This window comes from Demequina maris (assembly GCF_000971155.1).
Lineage (GTDB): Bacteria > Actinomycetota > Actinomycetes > Actinomycetales > Demequinaceae > Demequina > Demequina maris.
Genome location: NZ_BBLX01000002.1, coordinates 1 through 20,090, shown reverse-complemented (window position 1 = coordinate 20,090; position 20,090 = coordinate 1). Strand labels below are relative to the sequence as shown.

Here is a 20,090-nt window from a genome sequence, read left to right as displayed (position 1 = left end):
AGTGCCTCAGGTGTCGGCCGACCCCCTCGCTCCTTTCAGCGTCAATGTGAAGTCGAGTGCGTGCTGGCGAAATACGGGGTTGATCAGCCAGTTCACGCCGAGGACTGTGGCCAGGCAACCGATGCCTACAGCAACCTGCAGAAACACTCCCCCGACAGGGCGCGCCGCTATCGCGGTCAGAGTGCCGGCTGGCAGCGCCACGGTCGCAACCGCAAGGCCTGCACTGCGCACGATGGGCAAAGCAGGAATGCCCGCCGCTCGCGCGCCAGAAATCACCGCAGGCGGCCAGTAGAGGGCCCAGGCGATTGAATTTGCGATCGCCACACCGGAGGCTCCCCATGGGAGTCCCGCCAGGGTCGCCAGTGTGACTGCTGGCAATGCGATTGCGTTGAAGCGCAATCCGACTGACGCCGCACCACCACCAATATGCAGCCACTGGATGGTCAGCCCCAAGGCTCTGAACACCCCGCCAACTGCGAGCACCTGGACCAACGGCACTGCGGCGAGCCAAGTCGGCCCCAGCAGAATTCGAACTACAGGCTCAGCCAGCGCAGCGATCATTGCGAAGAGGGTCGCTGTGCCATACGCGGCAAGCAGTTGAGCACGGCCGAAGGCGTCCGCGAGCCGCGAAGAATCAGTGCGAACACGCGATAACAGGGGAAGGGCTACGCGCTTCATCTGCTCAACCGTTAGAACGATCGGGATCAACACAACCTGTTGTGCGCGGTCAAAGACACCGACTTCAGACGGCGAAGCAACCAACCCCAGCGCCGGCACGACCGAGTTCTTTGCTCCTTCCCGGAGCAGGTTGATGCCGAACACCCTCAGGCCGACATGGCGGAGGTCCAACTCTGCCGGGCTTGCCCGCCTTGGCCGTTCCGGCACCCACCTTGCGACAAGCGCAAACCCAATTGCCTGGCACGCGGGCACTAGCAGGATCTGCGCGAGGATGGCGGCGACGCCTGCACCCGCGATCGCGAGACCTACCGCTACCGCGAAAGCGATGGCAGTCGCGGCAACCTCCACCATCGCTATTCGGGTGAATACGTGTCTACGGGCCAGGAGCATCCGAAGGAAGCCGGCGATGCTTGCCGCAATCGGCACTATCGCTGCCCAACTGAGTGCTACATGGAGACCCGGTATGCCGAAGATGTCCTCGAGAGGCTTTGCGAGAGCGAGGATGGCGACAGCGACCAGCAGCGCAGTTGCCAGGGTCCAATAGAAGACATAGCTAGCCGAACGCCTGCTCAGCGCCGGCGCCTGAGCTATCGCCGTGGGGAAGCCCATCGTCGCGACCGCGTTGCCGAATGCGGCGACCGCCACTGCCACCGCCACCGTGCCGAAGACTGACGGCGCAATGAGACGCGCGAGGATCGCCACGCCGACTAGGCGTATGAGGGTAGACAGCGCCTGCGCGCCGATTGTCGAAGCAGCACCGCGCGCGCCAGTCGTTGCGAGACTAGTCATCCGCGAGCATGCCCAGGTACTGCGGCAAAGGAATGCGATCTTTCTTCATGTCGCATCGCCCTTGCCGAACCACACCGCCACAGAATCTCAACGCTACCCACGCACCCACGACCACGGCAGCGCCGCACCCGTGAGCGCCGCCAACTCGACTGCCTCATCGGCGAATGCCTCCTGTAGACGTGCGCGCGCGCCGGTTTCTAGTTGCGGCTTTGCACCTGTATTCAGGGCGAGCGCGCGCAGAGCGACGCCTCGGCGATAGCGTTTCGGGACGACGGCGCGCGCGGCGGCCTTCACGATTCCCTGTCCAGCCATTGTACGGGCAACCAACTTCGACCGAGCGGCGCCGCCCGCGTTTCGCTCGTCTAGGCCTGATGTCTCGACGGGTTCAAGTCCAATGAAGTCAAACAACTTTGCCATGGTCTCGTCCCGAGCGGCACGGAGGTGCTCAGCATGCAAAATAAGCACTCGGTCTGAACCGAAGGTCTCAAGGTACGTGGAGATCTGACGCGCGTAGCGGCTGGTGTCGACGTATCGCCACATCGACGCCCAGCCGGCAGAGCGCCGTGCATCTTCAGCGTCCAGCGCCGCCTCGAAGTCTAGGTTCTCGCGCTGAACTCGCACGAGGTGCAAATACTGTGAATACGCGCGCTCGACCGGATCACGAACGAGAACTACGATTCTGGCGTTCGGCGAAACTGCATGAATACGGCCAGCCGACCGAGCGTGGTAGAGGTAACTAGGCGATACGTCGGCCACCACAGTGTGCGACGCGTCCGTGTGCGCGAAGTAGCCCTGATACTCCTCGCTTGACGTAACGATGCCGCGAACCGCAGCCGCATCTCCGGGGCCCGCCACATTCGCACGCAACTCGGGGCTCGAATGAAAGTGCAATTCCTTGCGGACGGGCACGAACACCGAAGGATGCTCGGCTAGATAGTCGTAGATCGACGTTGTTCCGGACTTGGGAGCTCCGACTACAAACAGGTTTGGGTAGGCCACTCGCACCGATTGATCTCCTTTGCCGCGGATTCCACGCAGGCCCTGAGCCGCCCGGCGCCGAAGTGCATCAAGCACGTGCCCCACCCGCTCGGTGTATCGTTCTCTCTGCACCGGAGCCCGGTTGAACCCGCCCACAGTACTACGTGGGATCGATCTCGCCGCGCGAGCGCACACTCGGGTGGCCAATTCATGGTGAACAACGTTGACGGTAGAGTGCCAGCCACCAACCTCGAGAAAGACAACGCGAACTAGGAGCCGGCAGATGAACGAGACGTTGGCGTCGTCCGATGTGACAGTAGTCATACCGACGTACAACGGCGCGGACGAGATCCTCGACTCGCTCGCATCGGCAGCGCAGGCGCGCGTTGCACGAATCATCGTCGTTGACAACGCGTCGACCGACGGAACCGCGCACCTAGCGGCAACGAGCGAGTTCGCATGCGACGTCGTCAGGCTCGCGCACAACAGTGGCTTCGGCGCTGCCTGCAATGAGGGTGCAAAGCGCGCGAACACGCCGCTCTTGTTGTTCCTCAACCAGGATGCGCGGATCCTCGAAGGATTGGACCACGCAGTGTCTGCTCTGCAAGAGAATCCCCACGCAGGAATCGCCGGAGCTGCGATGTACTCGAGCCAGGGCGGTTTCCGGCCATCGGTCTATCGTTTCCCGACACTTCCTTCGGTGGCCCTGAAGCGTCTGAGCCTCGCTGGCGGTCATTTTCGATCCGGCGACATGGACTCCCCCGCATATGAGGTGGACTATGTCGAAGCATCGTTCCTCTTGGTGAGGTCGAGCGTCTGGCGTCACCTGGGCGGCATGGATGAACGCTACTTCATGTACGGGGAGGAGCGGGACTTCTGCTACCGCGCCCGGGCTCTGGGCCACAAGACGCTCTACGTGTCGCGCGCGCGCTATGTACATGACGGCGGCTACGTCGCGTCAAGGGCGCCCTTGGTCGCGCAAGGACAGTGGCGATTCCTGTCTGATCATTCGAGTGGCGCCCGCGGCATGACCCTGCGTGGCGTCTTCTACTCCAAACTCGCCGTGCTACGACTGATGTCAACGCTTCGTCAGATGCTCGCGCCGAACAGTACGACAGCAGCCAGCGCCGCGTCGCGAGCGCGTGAGACCTTGCATTTGGTGAAGGAAACCCATTGAACATCCTGCTCGTGCATTCCTCGGATGAGCTATACGGATCGGATCGAAGTCTCGTTGCGTTGACTGCACGCCTCACTGAACGAGGAAACCGTTGTCTCGTGGCGTTGCCAGGGCGCGTCGATGGGCCGCTCACAAGGCTACTGCGGTCCAGTGGCGCCCAAGTACTGCACACTGATGTGCTCAAACTGCAGAACTCAAAGAAGTCAATTTTCCAGAGATGGAGAAAGAAGCTACGGGCGGTCGTGCGCGACCTCGACCATGGAGTTCATGCGTTTGGCGCAATCGACGTTGTTCACTCGAATACGTCAGCAGTTCTTGCAGGCGCCGCATGGGCACGGCGGCACAACATCCCACACGTTTGGACCGTGCGCGAAATCCTCAGCGACAGGCCACTCGTCGCGCGCGCAGTGGCGAGAATGCTCTTCCACGGCGCCAACGCTGTCACGTACAACTCACAGGCCACTCGGGATTTCTGGGAAGCGGTCGGCCCCGACGGTTTGCGCGACAAGGGATTCACGATCCTCAACCGCGTCGACGCACGAGCCGATGCGCTTCCCGCAATTCCAGACGACACCACAACGGTTCGGCTTGCGCTCATTGGCCGCATCAACGGTTGGAAGGGACACGAAGAGCTCGTCGCTGCGATTGAGCAGTTGCCGGCTACCGTCGCAGCGTCGCTACACGTGTCATTCGTGGGTGGAAGCCCGCCCGGCAGGCCAGATCTTGAAGAGAACCTTCGGCGGCGCATTTCAGCGTCTCCGCGATGCAGCGCGTTCTCCATCCACGATTTCGTTTCGGACATCTACACTGTGCTCAGCGCCACTGATGTCGTCGTTACGCCGAGCACGAGGCCGGAGCCGTTCGGGCGGGTACCGGTCGAGGCAGCGATCGCAGGTGTACCGACAATCGCAACGAATCACGGTGGCTTTCGCGAGACGATTGTCCATGGCGTGACGGGCATACTCGTCGAACCCGGGCAACTCCGACCCTTGTCCGAAGCGATTGAGTTGCTGGTGACCAACGGTGAGCTCCGACGGCGGATGGGCAGGGCCGCTCGCGCACACGCGATTCGTTCGCAGTCGACCGATGCCATGGCGACTGAATACCTGACGAGCTACAGCACGGCTGTGTCGGCACACAAGCTCCGCAAGGGATGACATGGTATCGCTACACAGGCGCCGGCCGGTGAAAGCAGCACGCGCCTCGCATACCGGGATTCCAATCGCCCTTGAGCTGACCCTGTCGCTGGCGATGGCGAGAAACATCTGGCCCTCGTGGCAGACGCAGTCCCTTGCGACTGTCGCCCTCGCTGTGGTCGTCGTGGCAACAAGCGGACATTGGCGGCACCTTCGCCCAGCACCGATCGCGACCATCGCAGTGCTCACCGGAGTAGGTCTTCTTGGACTGACCACTTCGATCGCCACGCAGGCCGACGTTGCGAGAGACCTCGCCAATGCCCTGCGACTCTGCGCGCTGCTTGCCATAGGGCTCGCATTGGGAACGACGCGCAGTAATGCTGTCAGTTTGGCGCGAGCGATCCTTTGGGCCGGGCTTCTGGATGCAGGTGTCCACCTTTGGGACTTCGCGATGGGCGGCGGTCTCACGGTCACAGCAGTTAGCGCGCTCCGTACCGAGGTGAGCAAGTCTTCAGTTACCGAAGTGCTCGCGCTTGCCCTGCTGATGCTTGGTGGTCGCATGATGGCTACCGGCCCGCTATCGACGAGTGCCCGCCGTGCTGCGCTCGCGACCATACTAAGCGTCTCGATCGCCACATACTTCTCGCGAACAGCGATATTCGGTCTCGTCGCGATTCTTGTGATCGCATCACTGCTCAAGGCCCGGCAGACATCCGCCGGGAGCGGGCCGCCTTTGGACGCGCCCAGACAGAAGGGTGTTACATCTCCGATCTTGCTGATCACAGGTGCAGCGGCGGCTCTGGCCTCCATCGTCTTCGTCGTCGCCCCGCCAACACTGGTACAACAGTTCCTGACCAAGGCCGAGAACTCAATCCATGAAATCTTGCCTCGTCCTGCATCGTCTCGGACGGAGATTACGCAGAACTATCGAAGTTACGAGTCATTCAAGGCACTCGAAGCGTTTCGCCAAGGAACGGACTTGCAGCACGTTTTCGGACGAGGTTGGGGATACCCGGTGGACCTCGTTGTCGACACTGCGTCCTCTACTTCGGACACCGTGCGGGTATCCGCCCCAATTCTTCACAACGGATACCTCGAGCTCCTGGTCAAGACTGGCGTAGTGGGCATGATCGTCTTGGCCGCGTTCGTGCTCGCGCTCATGCGAGGAAGTCTTCGCGCATCGCGGTTGCCCGAGATGGCCGGATTGTTGGGCCGCATCAGCCTTGGAGCTCTGCTCGTCATGACGTTCGCCATGGTTGCAGTCCGCGGCGTGATGAACGTGCAGACGTTCAATGGCGTGATGATTCTGGCGGCGGCGAGCTACGGCTTCGCCATGTCTAGTAGGAAAGAAGGAGATTCGTGGAACAGAACCAGCGCGGCTTCCTTTCGTTTGTGATCGTCGGCGCACAGAAGGCGGGCACCACTTCGCTACATGAGCTCCTCCAGCGGGAGGAGTGGATCCGGCTGCCCCGTCGCAAGGAGACTCATTTCTTTAGCGCACTGGATCGCTGGGGCCGCGGCTGGCCCTGGTACGTGTCGACGTTCGACGCTGACAGCAGTGGGTACACTCGCGGCGAGATCGATCCGGACTACCTGACGGCTCGTGACAGCGCCGAGAGGATAAGCTCCACAGTCGGCGACATCCCGGTCGGCGTTGTACTTCGAGATCCGATAGCACGCGCACACTCGCAGTACCAGATGACAGCGCGCCGGGGCCTGGAGAGTCGGTCTTTCGCGGAAGCGCTCGAAGCCGACCTCGGCAACATCACGTTGGGGCAACGCTCCGATGACCACCACGACTACCTCTGGCGCTCGCTATACGCGAGGAGTCTGGACGAATACTCCTCGCGTTTCTCCACTGTGAGCATTGTCCGCTTCGAAGATATCTTCGCCGACCAAAGCAGCGGCGCTGCCTACGTTCGCTTCGTGGAATCATTGACCGGGAGGGCGCCCATACATCCGATGGATGTTTCGCTTCGCAGCAATCCTGCGTCAGCGCCGAAGTCTGCAAGAGTCGCATCGATCCTCTGGAACCGGGAGAAGCTGAAGTCTGCTCGACGCATCGCGCGCCTCGTTGTGCCGTCCAAAGAAGCCCGCTACTCACTTGCCCGACGTCTAGATTCCGCGAATCTGACACCTACTACTACCTCCGGCACGCGTACTGAACTCCCACCGTTGCCTGGAGCGGCGTTGTCTTTGATCATCGATGACCTCGAAGAACTCGGCGACCGCTATCGCGTTGATACTCGCGAATGGCGCGACCACGCGATTCGCGCCTTGCGATCGTCTCAAAGAAACTGAACCCAACCCGCTGTATTTGCTGATCCTGCCCGCTTTCACAGGCTCGTGTGTGAGGAGTCGAGTGGTCGTGATGGGTAGGTGTCCTCGACACGGTGGCAGGCTGAGCCGGCCCAATCCTGAGTGTGTGCCGGTGCGTTGTTGAAACCCTCGATGCACGAGAAGATTGCGCACGCGATCTTGACGCGCGCGCTCCAGCGCCTGCGGTTGAACAGCTCCGCGGCAGCGAACCGGGGCACCCATACCGTATCGGCGCGATGGTAGCCTTCGCCACGACCGTCGTAGGACTGCACAACCGGGGGCCGGATTGACAAAGGACAACAGCACCGCAAAGGCGACGAGCGAGCGCCAGAACCTGCCGCTGCTCACCGGACTTCGCGGCCTAGCCGCGGCCATCGTCGTCGTTTCGCATGCCGCCAATATCGGACTCCTGCCGTCCGTTCTTGGCCAAGGCTTCGGCCAAGTAGGGGTCATGCTGTTCTTTGTGCTCAGCGGCTACCTGATGGGCTATCTGTACCTGGGCCAATCTCCGACCCGGGCCAACATCGCAGGATACGCCGCAGCGAGGGTGGGACGCGTAGTGCCGCTGTTCCTGGCGGTGGTGGGCGCCTCAGCGCTGATCAGCACCGTTGCCGGCAGCGCATTCCGCTACTATCTGCCGCTGTCCGACCCCACTACGATCGGCCAGGCATTGCTCTTCATGCGCGCGCCCTACGAGCTTTGGACGATCCCGGTCGAGGTGCAGTTCTACGTGGTCTTCGCGCTGATGTGGGCTCTGGTACCGCGCCTCGGTCGAGCGGTCCTTTGGTACGGCGCGGGGGCTCTCGGCACCCTCGCGGTACTGCACCTGGTCCTGCTGCACGGCAACGTCGCCGTGCTGCCGAAGTACAGCCTCATGTTTATGCTCGGCGTGCTGACTGCCGCGTATTTACCTGGCATCAAGCGCTCTCTCGCGTCGCGCACACCGGCCTTCGCCGGGGTTCTCGTGCTCGCACTGGTTGCCTTCAACCTACCGATCCTGCGTGAGAATGCCGGGCTGTCGCTCACTCCCGGCGACTACTTCATGTCGACGTGGTACGACCCACTGACGATTGCACTCGTCTACGCACTGTTCCTGTGCTGTGTACTCAACCTTCGCTCCCTGAGCTTCCTCGACTCGCAGGCGTTCGTATTTCTGGGCACGATCTCCTATGGGCTCTACCTCCTACATCGCCCTCTGCGGGAAGCCGCCGGAGCCCTCCTCGGAACTTCACCGTTGGCGCTCACCGCTGGGTTCGCCGCATCGGTCGCGCTCGCATGGCTGTCCTTCCGACACTTCGAGCAGCCGGTCGCGCGCGTCATCCGGGCGCGGGCGCGACGCAGATTCCCGCGGCACGCAATCGCATAGCACCCCTAACCAGCAAACACCGCCGCGGCCCCCAATCCTTAGACGTCTGGCACCCAATCCTCGTTGGCCCGGTCGCCGTTGCGCGCGTCGCGGTCTTGCCCACGTCGGCATATCGACCGTAGATGCCAATTGCCAAACCCCATAGCGATCACCGGCTGTTGCCGAACGACACGAAATGGCAGTGGAGACCGCTTCCGGTCGCCGCCGTCGTGGATACTTGTCCCGAAGCCTCTCGGTTAGCGCCGCCGCGGCAACTGCAAGACTCGGCAGCCGTCCGCAACGGGCCCGCCGAGCGGCTAGATGAGCCGCCGCTTCGACCCCTCGTTCAATGCATCAACCAGAGCGCGCTCGTAGAGCGCGCAGATTCCGTCCCAGGTGTAATGCTCAGCAGCCCGAGATCGCGCGCGCATGGACGCCGACTCCTGCAATGCTGGGCTGCGAAGCACCCTTGAGATGCCTTCGGCGATGGCCTCTGACGTCGGCTCCACGAACGCCGCCGCGGTATCCGCGAGCACCTCTCGGTTGAACTCCGTGTCGCGGGCGACCACGGGCGCGCCTGCTGCCATTGCCTGAACAAGTGCGGGGTTGGTTCCGCCGACGGAGTGCCCGTGGAAATAGGCCCCGGCGTGGTACCAAAGTGCGGCGAGCAACGCGTCGTCACTCACGTGCCCGAGCCACTGGACGTGCTGCCGTCGCTCCGCGAGCCGCGCAACCGCATCCTCGATGGGAGAAGGGTATCCGGCTGACCCGACAATCACGACGGTCGTCGTGATTGGTAGCGCGTCCACGGCGGCAATGAATTCTTCGACCGTATTCTCCGGGACGAACCGCGCGACGAGCAGCACATAGCCGCGGCGCTCAAGGCCGAGAGGCACCGGCGGATCTTCGACACTGTCGGCACCGTAAGGTATGAACACTCCGTCGACGTCGAACTCCCCTCGCCACCGCGACTGGATGCGCACCGAGTCGCAAACAATCGAGTCGGCGTACTTCGCCGTCGCACGAGCGCCCGCGAGGAAGACGTTCGACGCGGTCCTTCCCCACTTGGCGCGCTCCCACTCGATGCCGTCCACATTGACCACGGTCTTGACTCCTCGGGCACGGAGAAACGGCAGGAAGAAGCCATTGGCAACGTTCATGACGAGGGCGACATCGTGCCTTCGAATTGCCGCGACCGCGGATGCGCTGAGTCCATATGACAGCGTGCTCAACGACTTCGATTCAAGCCCCCAAGTGACAGAAGTGTGCACGCTGTGGTCCCGATCCGGGTCATCTATCCGCGCGGCGCCCCGGCGCCCATAGACAGTAACGTCCCAGCCACGCGCGGCCAAGTACGGCGCGACCTTCCTGACAGCCGTCTCGAAGCCGCCATAGTAGCTCGGGTAGCCACGCGTTCCAATAATGGCGACGCTCTTTCCCACGAGTCCTTCCTTCCTATTTACCGCAGTGTGCCGTTCTCACGGGGCAGAAGCCGTGTGACCAGTCCGCGCGCGCAACGTTCGCCATGCCTGCCGTGGCGAGCCCAGCCTGAGAATGAGGGAAACCAACAACTTGGGCGCCGTCTTCAGAATCGACCAAACTACAGAGCCCGCGGGGAATCGCGTGGATGATCGCGTGTAGCCGAACTCGTCAGCGGTCGGGAAGACAGTGCGTTCGCAAAGCCACACTTCCCCGGCGGAAAGGCCCGCAGTCCAGCGGCCCGCCGACGACGCGTCCATCCCCAGGCCGGTGCCCGCATCTGCACGATGCGACGAGTTGCGTCGGGGCACATCCGCCATCTGCGTCTCGAAAGGCACACCGATGAAGTCCGCGATCCCCCGGAGCGACACGTGCGGATCCGCCACAAGCTCCTCGTAGACCACGACCTTAACCCGTTCGTGGCCACGTGCCTTGACCAGTGCCTCGGCGGCCCGTTTCCACATGAGCGCCATGACTATCGGGTTGTAGTCGGCCCACCGGCGCAAAGTCACTCGCCAAGGAATATGGCGATAGGGGAACTTGCCGCCCTGAAAGACCTGCCGCCACCAGCGCTTCTGTGACAGAAGGACGTCGCGCGGATCGCGAACGATGCCGAGCACTAGCGCCTGCGGCAGAGCTTCAAGAAGCGGAGCGATGAAGTACACATTCGCTGGAGTCTGCTCACAAACAACGGCAACTTCATTGTCATCTGCCACTTGGTCTAGGTATCGGAGGAGGATCTCTGCAGGGCGCGCGGATTCCCCACCTGAAGCGACCAACAACGCTGCACCGCGCCGCCGGGTCCGCGCGGGGTCCGAATCACGCAAATAGCGTCCCTCACCGGCCCGTTCCAAGCCGTTAGCGATCTCTGACGCGGAAGCTACTGGCCGCGCACTCGACGGGTCCCACAATTCGCCTACGAAGTGAAGTTCCGGCGTCGAATGGACCTGCGAGTTTAGCCCAACCGCTCGAGACAGCAGCGTCGTTCCCGACCGTGAACTTCCCGCGATGAAGACGGCGCTCGCGATTTTCATTTGTTGGGTCCGTCCGAGAGTCGTTCGTGAAAACATGCGGCCCCCAGTATGCCGCTCTCCGCCTGCACCATGTACATCGACGAGACCGGACCCGCGCAAAGCGGGGAAGCGCCGTCCCGCCGTCGCCGCTGGCGGTCGCCTCGACGTCGGATACAACCAAGGGCTCCAGAGGCGCCTGCGGAGCTGCGACGGGCACCGCTATCCTGCGTACTCACTACGCGCCCAGGACCGCCGGCGCGGCTTCGCGCCAACGGTCTCGCCAGTTGCCGATGGTCTTGACGCCGAAGCGCCTCGCAGCATCGTGGCCGAGAACGGACCACGGTGGTCTCGGTGCCGGCCGCACATGGCTCGATGAGTCAATCGCGGTCACAATGTCACCAAGGCCCGCAGCGGCAACGACTTCACGTGCAAAGTCGAACCACGACGCCTGGCCGCCGGACGTGCCATGGTAGATGCCACTGGGCACGTCCGCCTCCACGAGGTCGATGATGAACTCCGCGAGGTCACAGGTCCAGGTCGGCTGACCGATCTGGTCGTCGACGACTTGAAGCGCGCCGCGCTCCTTCCCTGCCTTGGCGATCGTCTTCGGAAAGCAGGGGCCGTGCGCACCGTAGAGCCACGCAGTCCGCACAATTAGGCTGTCCGCTCCGCTCGACTCAACTGCTTCCTCGCCCGCAGCCTTGGTCCGTCCGTAGGCGGAGAGCGGCGCTCTCGCCGCGTCCTCCGGGTAAGCGACCGGCGCGTTGCCGGCAAACACATAGTCAGTCGATACCTGAACGAATCGAGCGTGGCGAGCCTTCGCGACAGCTGCAGCATTTCCAGCACCTACGGCGTTGACTGCGAAAGCACGTGCCTCGTCTTGCTCGGCCTGATCGACCGCGGTGTAGGCGGCGCAGTTCACGACGACATCGCAAGCAGGTACCGCCGCCGCCACTGAGCCGGCCCTGCGTATATCCGCATCGTCTTGGTCGAGAGCCACCACCACCGCGCCCCGAGCCTGCGCTCGCGCGCAAAGGTCCTGCCCCAACATGCCACGGGCGCCAATGACCACCCACGTCGTTCCCTCAATCAACATGGTCACGGATTGTAGGCGACCCGGGTAAGGTGGACGCCGACTGGTCAAGGGGGGACCTTGGAATACAGAGAGCTTGCCGTACCCGGAGCGTGGGAGATCACCACCCGGCACTTCGGAGACGACCGAGGCGTGTTCCTCGAGTGGTTCAAGGGCGCGCCGTTCGCCGACGCGTCGGGACACGACTTCACGCTTGCCCAGGCCAACTGCTCGGTCTCGGCCGCAGGCGTGCTTCGCGGCATCCACTACGCCGATGTCCCGCCCGGACAGGCCAAGTATGTGACGTGTGCCAAGGGCGCGGTGCTCGACGTGGTGGTGGACCTCCGCGTCGGCTCCCCCACCTACGGCCAGTGGGACTCGGTTCTGCTCGACGACGTCGGCCGGAAGGCGATCTACATCTCCGAGGGCCTAGGCCACGCCTTCCTGTCCCTTGAGGATGGCTCGACCGTGATGTACCTGTGCTCCACGCCCTATTCGCCGGAGCGCGAGCACGAGGTGAGCCCGCTCGACCCCGCGATCGGCATCGCATGGCCGACCACCGCGCGCGACGGGAGCCCGCTCGCCTACGAGCTCTCCGCGAAGGACCAAGCCGCGCCGACTCTTGCCGATGCTGCCGAACTTGGCCTGCTCCCCAACTTCGGGTCCACCACCGATTGGATCTCCTCGCTGTGAAGCTCCTTGTCACCGGCGGCGCCGGATTCATTGGCGCGAACTTCGTGCGCCTCACCCTCGACACGCGTCCCGACGTGACCGTAACCGTGCTGGACCTGCTCACCTACGCGGGCAACACCGCGTCCGTGCCCGACGACCCGCGCGTCACGCTCGTCAAGGGCGACATCGCGGATCCCGAACTCGTGGACTCCCTCGTGCGGGAGCACGATGCGGTGGTGCACTTCGCGGCCGAGTCCCACAACGACAACTCGCTCGACGACCCTTGGCCGTTCGTGCACACCAACCTGGTGGGCACGTTTCAGCTGCTCGAGGCCGCTCGCCGCCACCAGACACGCTTCCATCACGTCTCGACCGACGAGGTCTACGGCGACCTGGATCTCGACGACCCCGCGAAGTTCACGCCGGAGACGCCGTACAACCCGTCGTCGCCGTACTCCTCGACCAAGGCAGGCTCGGACCTCATGGTCCGCGCGTGGGTGCGCTCCTTCGGGCTGCAGGCGACCATCTCGAACTGCTCCAACAACTACGGGCCGCTCCAGCACGTGGAGAAGTTCATCCCGCGCCAGATCACCAACCTCCTGGATGGCGTCAGGCCCAAGCTGTACGGCGCGGGCCTGAACGTGCGGGACTGGATCCACGTCGACGACCACAACCGGGCCGTGTGGACCATCCTCGAGCGCGGCCGCATCGGCGAGACTTACCTCATCGGCGCCGACGGCGAGGTCGACAACAGGACGGTCATCGAGACGATCCTCGAGCTGATGGGTCACGAGCCCACCGACTACGAGCACGTCGCCGACCGTCCCGGCCACGACCTGCGCTACGCGATCGACGCGACCAAGTTGCGCGAGGAGCTGGGCTGGGAGCCCGTCTACGGCGACTTCCGCGCTGGCCTCGCCGCGACCATCGCCTGGTACCGGGCGAACGAGTCCTGGTGGCGCCCCCAGAAGCTCGAGACCGAGCTCAGGTACCAGCGCCTCGGACGCTAAGGGAGGCAACGATGAAAGGAATCATCCTCGCAGGGGGCTCTGGCACACGCCTGCACCCGATCACCATGGGGGTGAGCAAGCAGCTCGTGCCCGTGTACGACAAGCCGATGATCTACTACCCGCTTTCAACGCTCATCCTCGCGGGTATCGATGAAGTATTGATCATCACGACACCGCATGACGCTGAACAGTTCAGGCGCCTGCTAGGTGACGGGGCGCAGTTCGGAATCCACATCACGTATGCCCTGCAGCCAGAGCCGAACGGGCTCGCGCAAGCATTTGTTCTGGGCGCTGACTTCATCGGTGACGACCGCGTCGCTCTGGTCCTGGGCGACAACATCTTCTACGGCCCCGGCCTTGGGCACCGCCTCACACGCTTCCAGGAACTCGATGGAGCAGCCGTGTTCGCGTTCCACGTGTCGGACCCTTCCGCCTACGGCGTTGTCGAGTTCGATGAATCCGGCACCGCCGTCTCTCTGGAGGAGAAGCCAGCGAGCCCCAAGTCAAACTTCGCGGTACCGGGGCTCTATTTCTACGACAACGAAGTCGTGGAGATCGCCCGGAGCCTCCCCCCGAGTGCCCGTGGTGAGTACGAGATTACGGACGTCAATAGGCACTACCTCGAGCGTGGCAAGTTGAAGGTCGAGGTCCTTCCACGAGGCACCGCCTGGCTCGACACCGGCACCTTTGATTCGCTGCTCGAAGCGTCCGAGTTCGTTCACACGGTCCAGCACCGTCAGGGTCTCAGCATTGGCGCGCCCGAAGAAGTCGCGTGGCGCCGCGGTTTCCTCTCAGACGACGAATTGCTTGAGCGCGCAGGCGCCTACCCCAAGTCGGGCTACGGCGATTACCTTCGATCGGTGCTTCGGTACCACGGGTAGCGCCAAGGCAGACTGGGGTCAAAGTGCTAAAGAAGCCCCTTGACGTCGTTGAGTCGCCGTGCCTCTGCCATCGCCCGTCTAGCGCCGAATGACATCGTAGCCCTCGGACGGGGTTGGTTACCGCGGTAGCGATCGCACTAGTTTGCGTGTAGCGCAATCCCCATAACCTCAGAGCCGACGCCGGCCACTGTCCCCAGCTCACTTGGTCTAGAAAGCGAAGTGCAGTCCTTCGATTGGGCTCCTGAGCTCGCTCCTCGATGCGCTCCGTTTTCCGTGCGGTAATGAAGCGCGAACTGCTGGTGTCGCTGTCAGGTGCCGTGATTCGTGCGGAGCCTAATACGCGCCACGGCCGAACAGCACCGCTCCGACCGTTCTCAACACAATGACGAAGTCGCCAGCGAGGCTCCAGTTCTCCGTGTAATACAGGTCGAGTCGAACGCTCTCATCCCACGAGAGGTCGCTTCGTCCACTCACCTGCCAAAGTCCGGTAATTCCGGGCTTCACGAGTTGACGCCGCCCTACGCGCGCGTCATCCCATTGTTCCACCTCGGTCCTCAACGGCGGGCGCGGACCCACGATCGACATGTCGCCCACTAATACGTTGATGAGCTGCGGCACCTCGTCGATGCTGAACCGGCGCAAGAACCGTCCGACCGGTGTAACTCGGGGGTCGTCCTTCATCTTGAACAGGACTTCATTGCCCTCAGCGCGCTGGCGCTCGCGCAGCTCCTGTATCCGGTGCTCGGCATCGACATACATTGAGCGGAACTTTATCATCGCGAATGGCTCATGGTCGCGGCCAATGCGCTCCTGCCTGAAGAACACGGGTCCCGGACTCGTGACCTTGATGAGGGCGGCCACGACTAGCATCGGTACAGCACCCACCGCGAGCAACATCAGCGCCGTGAGACGATCGCCGGCCTCCTTGAGGAAGTACTTGCCCCCCTCGAAGCGAGGGATGTCAACGTGCAGCAGCGGGAGGCCCTCGACTGGGCTCATCGAGACTCGAGGTCCGGCTACATCGACCATGGCGGGCGCGACAATGAGACCGATGCCGGTGCCCTCGAGTTCCCACCCGAGCTGGCGAGACTCGCGAAGTGACATTGCATCAGTCCCCGAGAGCAGCACAAACTCGGCGTTCTCACGCTTGGCGATCTCAGCAGCGTTCTCCACCGCGCCCAGAAGCGGAATGTCGTGCATGTCTGCATCCACGAACTGGTGACCCGCAGGGAGGCACGCACCGATGACGCTATAGCCCGCCCGCCGAGATCGCTGGATGCGCCGGATCATCTGCTGGGAAGTCAACATCGGGCCGACGACAATCACCTGCGCGAGGAGCTCTCCTCGATCTCGCTGGCCATGCATCCATGTACGCCACGCGGCGCGATACACCGCGAGCGCTGCGGTGCCAAGCGGGATTGCAAAAAGCAGATAGCCGCGGCTCACTTGCCACTGCGTCAAGAAACCGACGATGGCAACAATCGTGAAGGTGTTCCACGACGCTCGAACCACGCGCTGGAACTCCTGAGGTCCATGGCCGAGCACCAACGCCTCGCGCGAGCGGGTCCATCCGAGTTGAAGTACCCACAGCACCCCGACAATTACTGTGACTTGCCAGTACGCGGGGGAGGCGTGCCCCGTAACTCCGACCAACGGATCCCACCCGAATCGCACGGCGTGAGCGCCGATCATTACAAGTGACACAACGAGCGTGTCCGTCACAAAGAGCCGCAGCTCGTACTTGCGCGCCCATCCCCGCGCGCCAAACATTCGTTGCGTCGAGGCGCGTCGAAGCGTCTCGCCCCCCGTGGCTACCATGCACGCAAGGGTACCCGGGCTGTGACCTGTGTTCGACATCGCGTCCATCGCGGGTACCCCGTCATGGCAATATTGGTGGTCGCCGGGGGGCGCGCCCTCGAGTGTTCGCGAGAGAACAAGAGGAAGACACGTGGAGCTACAGGACTACGTCCGGATCCTGCGCAAGAACTGGGTCCTGATCCTAGTACTCGCGGTGCTCGGCGGGGCTGCGGGTCTCGCATACTCGCTCGTGGCCACTCCGACGTATTCCGCATCGTCGAAGGTATTCGTCTCTACCTCCGGCGGCTCCACGGTCTCCGACCTCGCACAAGGTAACAGTTTCACTCAACAGCGTGTGAAGACCTACGCGGACCTCATCGGTACGTCCGCGGTGCTCCAGCCGACTATCGACAACCTGCACCTCGATCTCAGCGTCGCGCAGCTTCGAGGAAAGATCTCCGCCTCGACGCCTCTCAATACCTCGGTGATTGACATCGCTGTTTCCGACTCTGACCCGGTGTTCGCGGCGTCGCTCGCGACCGAGGCCGCGAACCAGCTCATCGACGTCGTCGAGGACATCGAGACGACGGACAGCGCTGGTGGCTCGCCCGTGAGCCTCACGGTGGTCCAGCAGGCGGAGGTGCCGCAATACCCGGTCAACCCGAAGAAGGCGCTCAATGCTGCGCTTGGGCTCCTGGTCGGACTCGCTATCGGGGTTGCCGTCGCCCTGCTCCGGGCCACGCTCGACACTCGTATCCGCAACGAACGCGACATCGAGCGCGTCACAGACACGCCCGTTCTTGGTGGAATCGTCTTCGATCCCAAGGCCAAGCAGCGGCCGCTCATCGTCCACGAGGACGCGCGCAGCCCCCGAGCGGAATCCTTCCGGACGCTCCGCACCAACCTCCAGTTCCTGGATACCGAGCGTTCCGCGCGCAGCTTCGTCATCACCTCGTCCATTCCCTCGGAGGGCAAGTCCACGACGGCCGCCAACCTCGCGATCACCCTCGCGGATGCCGGCGCTCGCGTGCTCCTGGTCGGGGCAGATCTGCGGCGCCCCAAGATGGCGCAATACATGGGCATCGAGGCCTCCGTCGGCCTCACCGACGTGCTCATCGGCCGCCTTGATCTCGACCACGCAATCCAGCGGTGGGGCCGCAGCGAGCTCCACCTGCTGCCGGCGGGCTCGATCCCCCCAAATCCGTCTGAGCTTCTCGGCTCGTCGCGCATGGACGAGCTCATCAAGCAACTCGACGCACGCTTCGACGTGGTCCTCTATGACGCGCCGCCGCTGCTGCCCGTGACCGACGCCGCGGTCCTCGCGAAGCTCGTCGGCGGCGCCGTCGTGATCGTCGCGGCGGGCAAGACCCATGCGCCGCAGCTTGATAGCGCGCTCCAGTCCCTCGAGACGGTCGGCGCGCACGTCTCGGGCCTCGTGCTCTCGATGCTCCCGGCGCGCGGTCCAGACGCCTACGGCTACGGCCGCTACGGCTACACCTACGAAGAGGAAGCTGCCAACAAGTAGCGGAGGCTTCCACCCCCTTCCCTCATTTCGGACATTCTGGCTATAGTCCGCAGTAGGAGCGCATGTCCGCTCCCACGCTGAGGCTTGAGGGGGGAATCATGCCGAAGAAGGCCTTCATCACGGGCATCACCGGTCAAGACGGCTCATATCTGGCAGAACTGCTGCTGAGCAAGGGTTACGAGGTGCACGGCCTGATCCGCCGTTCGTCGTCGTTCAACACGCAGCGCATCGACCACCTGTACGTGGATCCGCACGAGCCGGAGGCTCGGCTGTTCCTCCACTACGGGGACCTGTCCGATGGCGCACGGCTCGTGTCGTTGCTCGCTGGTATCAATCCCGACGAGGTCTATAACCTCGCCGCGCAGTCGCACGTCCGAGTGAGCTTCGACGAGCCCGAGCACACCGGCGACACCACCGGCATCGGCTCGGTGCGCCTGCTCGAGGCCGTGCGCATGGCCGGCATCGACACGCGCTTCTACCAGGCGTCGTCGTCGGAGATGTTCGGCGCCTCGCCGCCGCCGCAGGACGAAGGCACGCCGTTCTACCCGCGGAGCCCTTACGGCGCGGCGAAGGTCTACTCCTACTGGGTGACAAAGAACTACCGCGAGGCTTACGGCATGTTCGCTGTCAACGGCATCCTCTTCAACCACGAGTCGCCGCGCCGCGGCGAGACCTTCGTGACCCGCAAGATCACCCGTGCCGCCGCGCACATCAAGGCGGGGCTGCAGGACGACCTGTGGCTGGGCAACCTCGACGCGGTCCGTGACTGGGGTTACGCCGCCGAGTACGTCGAGGGCATGTGGCGCATGCTGCAGGCCGATGAGCCGGACGACTTCGTGCTCGCGACAGGCGTGGGCCTCACCGTCCGCGACTTCCTCGAGGAGTCCTTCGCGCGCGTCGACCTCGACTGGCACGACCACGTGAAGTTCGACGAGCGCTACCTGCGCCCCTCCGAGGTCGACGCCCTCATCGGCGACGCCTCGAAGGCGAAGGAGATGCTGGGCTGGGAGGCCACCGTCGACGGCCGCGCTCTCGCGCGGCTCATGGTGGACGCCGACCTCGACGCCATCGGCTACGAGGCCAAGCCGTGGCACGATGTCGTGGACCTGCAGTCGTGGCGAGCGGCCTGATCTCACCCTCCGTGGCGGTCGACGGCGTCGAGTACACCCCGGCACCGCTCGACCACACGGCAACGTTCTACGTCGCGGGCCACCGGGGGCTCGTTGGCAGCGCTATCGTGCGCCGCCTTGAGGCAGCGGGCTTCACCAGCGTGGTGGGGCGCGTGTCGGCTGACCTCGACCTCAAGGACCGCGACGCCACCTTCGCGTTCTTCGCCGAGACCAAGCCCCGCTACGTGGTGCTGGCCGCCGCGAAGGTCGGCGGCATCCTCGCCAACAGCACGTACCCGGTCGACTTTCTGTCCGACAACATCCGCATCCAGACCAACGTCATCGACGCGGCGATCGCCCACGACGTCGAGCGGCTGCTGTTCCTCGGCTCGTCGTGCATCTATCCCAAGTTTGCGCCGCAGCCGATCCCCGAGGACAGCCTGCTGACCGGCCACCTCGAGCCGACCAACGACGCGTACGCCATCGCGAAGATCGCAGGCATCCTGCACATCCAGGCCGCACGTCGCCAGTACGGCAAGGCATGGATCTCTGCGATGCCGACGAACCTCTACGGTCCCCACGACAATTTCTCTCTCCGGGGCAGCCACGTACTCCCGGCGCTCATCCGACGCTACGACGAGGCAGCCAGATCGGGAGCGCCGACAGTCACCAACTGGGGCACCGGCACGCCGCGGCGCGAATTCCTCCACGCGGACGACATGGCCGACGCATGCCTCCACCTGCTCGAGCACTACGACGGGCCGTCACAGGTCAACGTGGGCACCGGCACCGACGTCACGATCAAGGAGATCGCCGAGACCATCGCCCAGGTGACCGGCTTCGCCGGCCGCACCGAGTGGGACACGACGAAGCCCGACGGCACACCGCAGAAGCTCCTCGACGTCTCGCACCTGACCCGGCTCGGGTGGACCGCGCAGATCTCCCTTGAGGAGGGCCTGCGCCGTACCTATGCGTGGTACCAGGAGAACGTCGAAGCCCTGCGCGACTGACTTGGACGGCTTCGGCGCGGCAATCGGTCGCTGGTACAGTTTCCGGCATCTTTGATGGACTGCTGGGGGACCACAATGACTGAACATGATGACGCGCGCC

Annotated in this window: 17 protein-coding genes; 11 read left to right on the top strand and 6 right to left on the bottom strand. The window is 63.6% G+C overall.

Annotated elements, in window-relative coordinates; all coding sequences use genetic code 11:
• Positions 1 to 6: 6 nt before the first annotated feature.
• Together AOM02_RS02305 and AOM02_RS14020 are read right to left on the bottom strand one after the other, a co-directional pair.
• Positions 7 to 1,467 (bottom strand): oligosaccharide flippase family protein, encoded by a 1,461-nt coding sequence (locus tag AOM02_RS02305; protein WP_082104830.1) that lies wholly within the window; start codon positions 1,465 to 1,467, stop codon positions 7 to 9.
• A gap of 93 nt (positions 1,468 to 1,560) precedes the next feature.
• Positions 1,561 to 2,541, bottom strand: a complete 981-nt coding sequence (locus tag AOM02_RS14020) for a sulfotransferase family protein (RefSeq protein ID WP_169746584.1) — start codon at positions 2,539 to 2,541, stop codon at positions 1,561 to 1,563.
• 187 nt (positions 2,542 to 2,728) lie between these two features.
• Between AOM02_RS14020 and AOM02_RS02300 the strand changes: the two genes are divergently transcribed.
• The 5 genes from AOM02_RS02300 (at position 2,729) to AOM02_RS02290 (ending at position 8,443) form a co-directional block, all read left to right on the top strand.
• Complete coding sequence (locus AOM02_RS02300) at positions 2,729 to 3,622, top strand: glycosyltransferase family 2 protein (protein WP_062296257.1); 894 nt, start codon at positions 2,729 to 2,731, stop codon at positions 3,620 to 3,622.
• Complete coding sequence (locus AOM02_RS14015) at positions 3,619 to 4,779, top strand: glycosyltransferase family 4 protein (RefSeq protein WP_082104829.1); 1,161 nt, start codon at positions 3,619 to 3,621, stop codon at positions 4,777 to 4,779. Before AOM02_RS02300 ends, AOM02_RS14015 begins: the two co-directional genes overlap by 4 nt.
• Before the next feature lie 28 nt (positions 4,780 to 4,807).
• Positions 4,808 to 6,154, top strand: a complete 1,347-nt coding sequence (locus AOM02_RS14010) for an O-antigen ligase family protein (protein ID WP_169746583.1) — start codon at positions 4,808 to 4,810, stop codon at positions 6,152 to 6,154.
• The gene (locus AOM02_RS14195; protein WP_156156047.1) at positions 6,118 to 7,059 is read left to right on the top strand and encodes a sulfotransferase family protein; all 942 of its coding nucleotides are present in this window, start codon (positions 6,118 to 6,120) and stop codon (positions 7,057 to 7,059) included. The genes AOM02_RS14010 and AOM02_RS14195 overlap by 37 nt, the downstream gene beginning before the upstream one ends.
• 304 nt (positions 7,060 to 7,363) lie before the next feature.
• A complete protein-coding gene (locus AOM02_RS02290; protein WP_062296254.1) occupies positions 7,364 to 8,443 on the top strand; it encodes an acyltransferase family protein in 1,080 nt (359 codons plus the stop codon).
• 296 nt (positions 8,444 to 8,739) lie between these two features.
• On the opposite strand, the gene AOM02_RS02285 is transcribed toward AOM02_RS02290, so the two are convergent.
• From AOM02_RS02285 to rfbD, 3 genes are all read right to left on the bottom strand, one after another.
• Entirely contained in the window at positions 8,740 to 9,864 is a 1,125-nt protein-coding gene (locus AOM02_RS02285; protein WP_062296253.1) for a glycosyltransferase, read from the bottom strand.
• A gap of 36 nt (positions 9,865 to 9,900) precedes the next feature.
• Positions 9,901 to 10,935 carry a sulfotransferase family protein gene (locus tag AOM02_RS14005; protein ID WP_169746582.1) on the bottom strand — a complete coding sequence of 345 codons (1,035 nt, stop codon included), beginning with the start codon at positions 10,933 to 10,935 and terminating at the stop codon, positions 9,901 to 9,903.
• Between the two features lie 214 nt (positions 10,936 to 11,149).
• The gene (gene rfbD / locus AOM02_RS02275) at positions 11,150 to 12,010 is read right to left on the bottom strand and encodes a dTDP-4-dehydrorhamnose reductase (RefSeq protein WP_062296873.1); all 861 of its coding nucleotides are present in this window, start codon (positions 12,008 to 12,010) and stop codon (positions 11,150 to 11,152) included.
• A gap of 57 nt (positions 12,011 to 12,067) precedes the next feature.
• Here rfbD and AOM02_RS02270 point away from each other — a divergent pair, with 57 nt between their 5' ends.
• From AOM02_RS02270 to rfbA, 3 genes are read left to right on the top strand one after another with little or no spacing between them, the layout of a single operon-like run.
• Complete coding sequence (locus AOM02_RS02270; RefSeq protein WP_062296249.1) at positions 12,068 to 12,679, top strand: dTDP-4-dehydrorhamnose 3,5-epimerase family protein; 612 nt, start codon at positions 12,068 to 12,070, stop codon at positions 12,677 to 12,679.
• On the top strand, positions 12,676 to 13,668 hold the full coding sequence (rfbB, locus tag AOM02_RS02265) for a dTDP-glucose 4,6-dehydratase (protein WP_062296248.1): 993 nt from the start codon (positions 12,676 to 12,678) through the stop codon (positions 13,666 to 13,668). Before AOM02_RS02270 ends, rfbB begins: the two co-directional genes overlap by 4 nt.
• Before the next feature lie 11 nt (positions 13,669 to 13,679).
• Positions 13,680 to 14,549, top strand: coding sequence for a glucose-1-phosphate thymidylyltransferase RfbA (rfbA, locus tag AOM02_RS02260; protein WP_062296246.1), 870 nt, complete (start codon positions 13,680 to 13,682; stop codon positions 14,547 to 14,549).
• A 333-nt stretch (positions 14,550 to 14,882) separates the two neighbouring features.
• On the opposite strand, the gene AOM02_RS02255 is transcribed toward rfbA, so the two are convergent.
• Complete coding sequence (locus AOM02_RS02255) at positions 14,883 to 16,367, bottom strand: sugar transferase (RefSeq protein WP_169746581.1); 1,485 nt, start codon at positions 16,365 to 16,367, stop codon at positions 14,883 to 14,885.
• Between the two features lie 130 nt (positions 16,368 to 16,497).
• Here AOM02_RS02255 and AOM02_RS02250 point away from each other — a divergent pair, with 130 nt between their 5' ends.
• From AOM02_RS02250 to AOM02_RS02240, 3 genes are all read left to right on the top strand, one after another.
• Entirely contained in the window at positions 16,498 to 17,871 is a 1,374-nt protein-coding gene (locus AOM02_RS02250) for a tyrosine-protein kinase domain-containing protein (protein ID WP_062296243.1), read from the top strand.
• 98 nt (positions 17,872 to 17,969) lie between these two features.
• Positions 17,970 to 19,001: a GDP-mannose 4,6-dehydratase gene (gmd, locus tag AOM02_RS02245; protein WP_062296241.1), complete on the top strand. Its 1,032-nt coding sequence runs from the start codon at positions 17,970 to 17,972 to the stop codon at positions 18,999 to 19,001.
• A complete protein-coding gene (locus tag AOM02_RS02240) occupies positions 18,986 to 19,990 on the top strand; it encodes a GDP-L-fucose synthase family protein (protein ID WP_062296239.1) in 1,005 nt (334 codons plus the stop codon). Before gmd ends, AOM02_RS02240 begins: the two co-directional genes overlap by 16 nt.
• Positions 19,991 to 20,090: the final 100 nt, after the last annotated feature.

Bases quoted from the DNA above. Each gene is read 5' to 3' on its own strand.
- AOM02_RS02305 (WP_082104830.1), bottom strand. From the start codon at position 1,467: ATGACTAGTCTCGCAACGACTGGCGCGCGCGGTGCTGCTTCGACAATC.
- AOM02_RS02300 (WP_062296257.1), top strand. From the start codon at position 2,729: ATGAACGAGACGTTGGCGTCGTCCGATGTGACAGTAGTCATACCGACG.
- AOM02_RS14005 (WP_169746582.1), bottom strand. From the start codon at position 10,935: ATGAAAATCGCGAGCGCCGTCTTCATCGCGGGAAGTTCACGGTCGGGA.
- rfbD (WP_062296873.1), bottom strand. From the start codon at position 12,010: ATGTTGATTGAGGGAACGACGTGGGTGGTCATTGGCGCCCGTGGCATG.
- rfbA (WP_062296246.1), top strand. From the start codon at position 13,680: ATGAAAGGAATCATCCTCGCAGGGGGCTCTGGCACACGCCTGCACCCG.
- AOM02_RS02255 (WP_169746581.1), bottom strand. From the start codon at position 16,367: ATGGTAGCCACGGGGGGCGAGACGCTTCGACGCGCCTCGACGCAACGA.
- gmd (WP_062296241.1), top strand. From the start codon at position 17,970: ATGCCGAAGAAGGCCTTCATCACGGGCATCACCGGTCAAGACGGCTCA.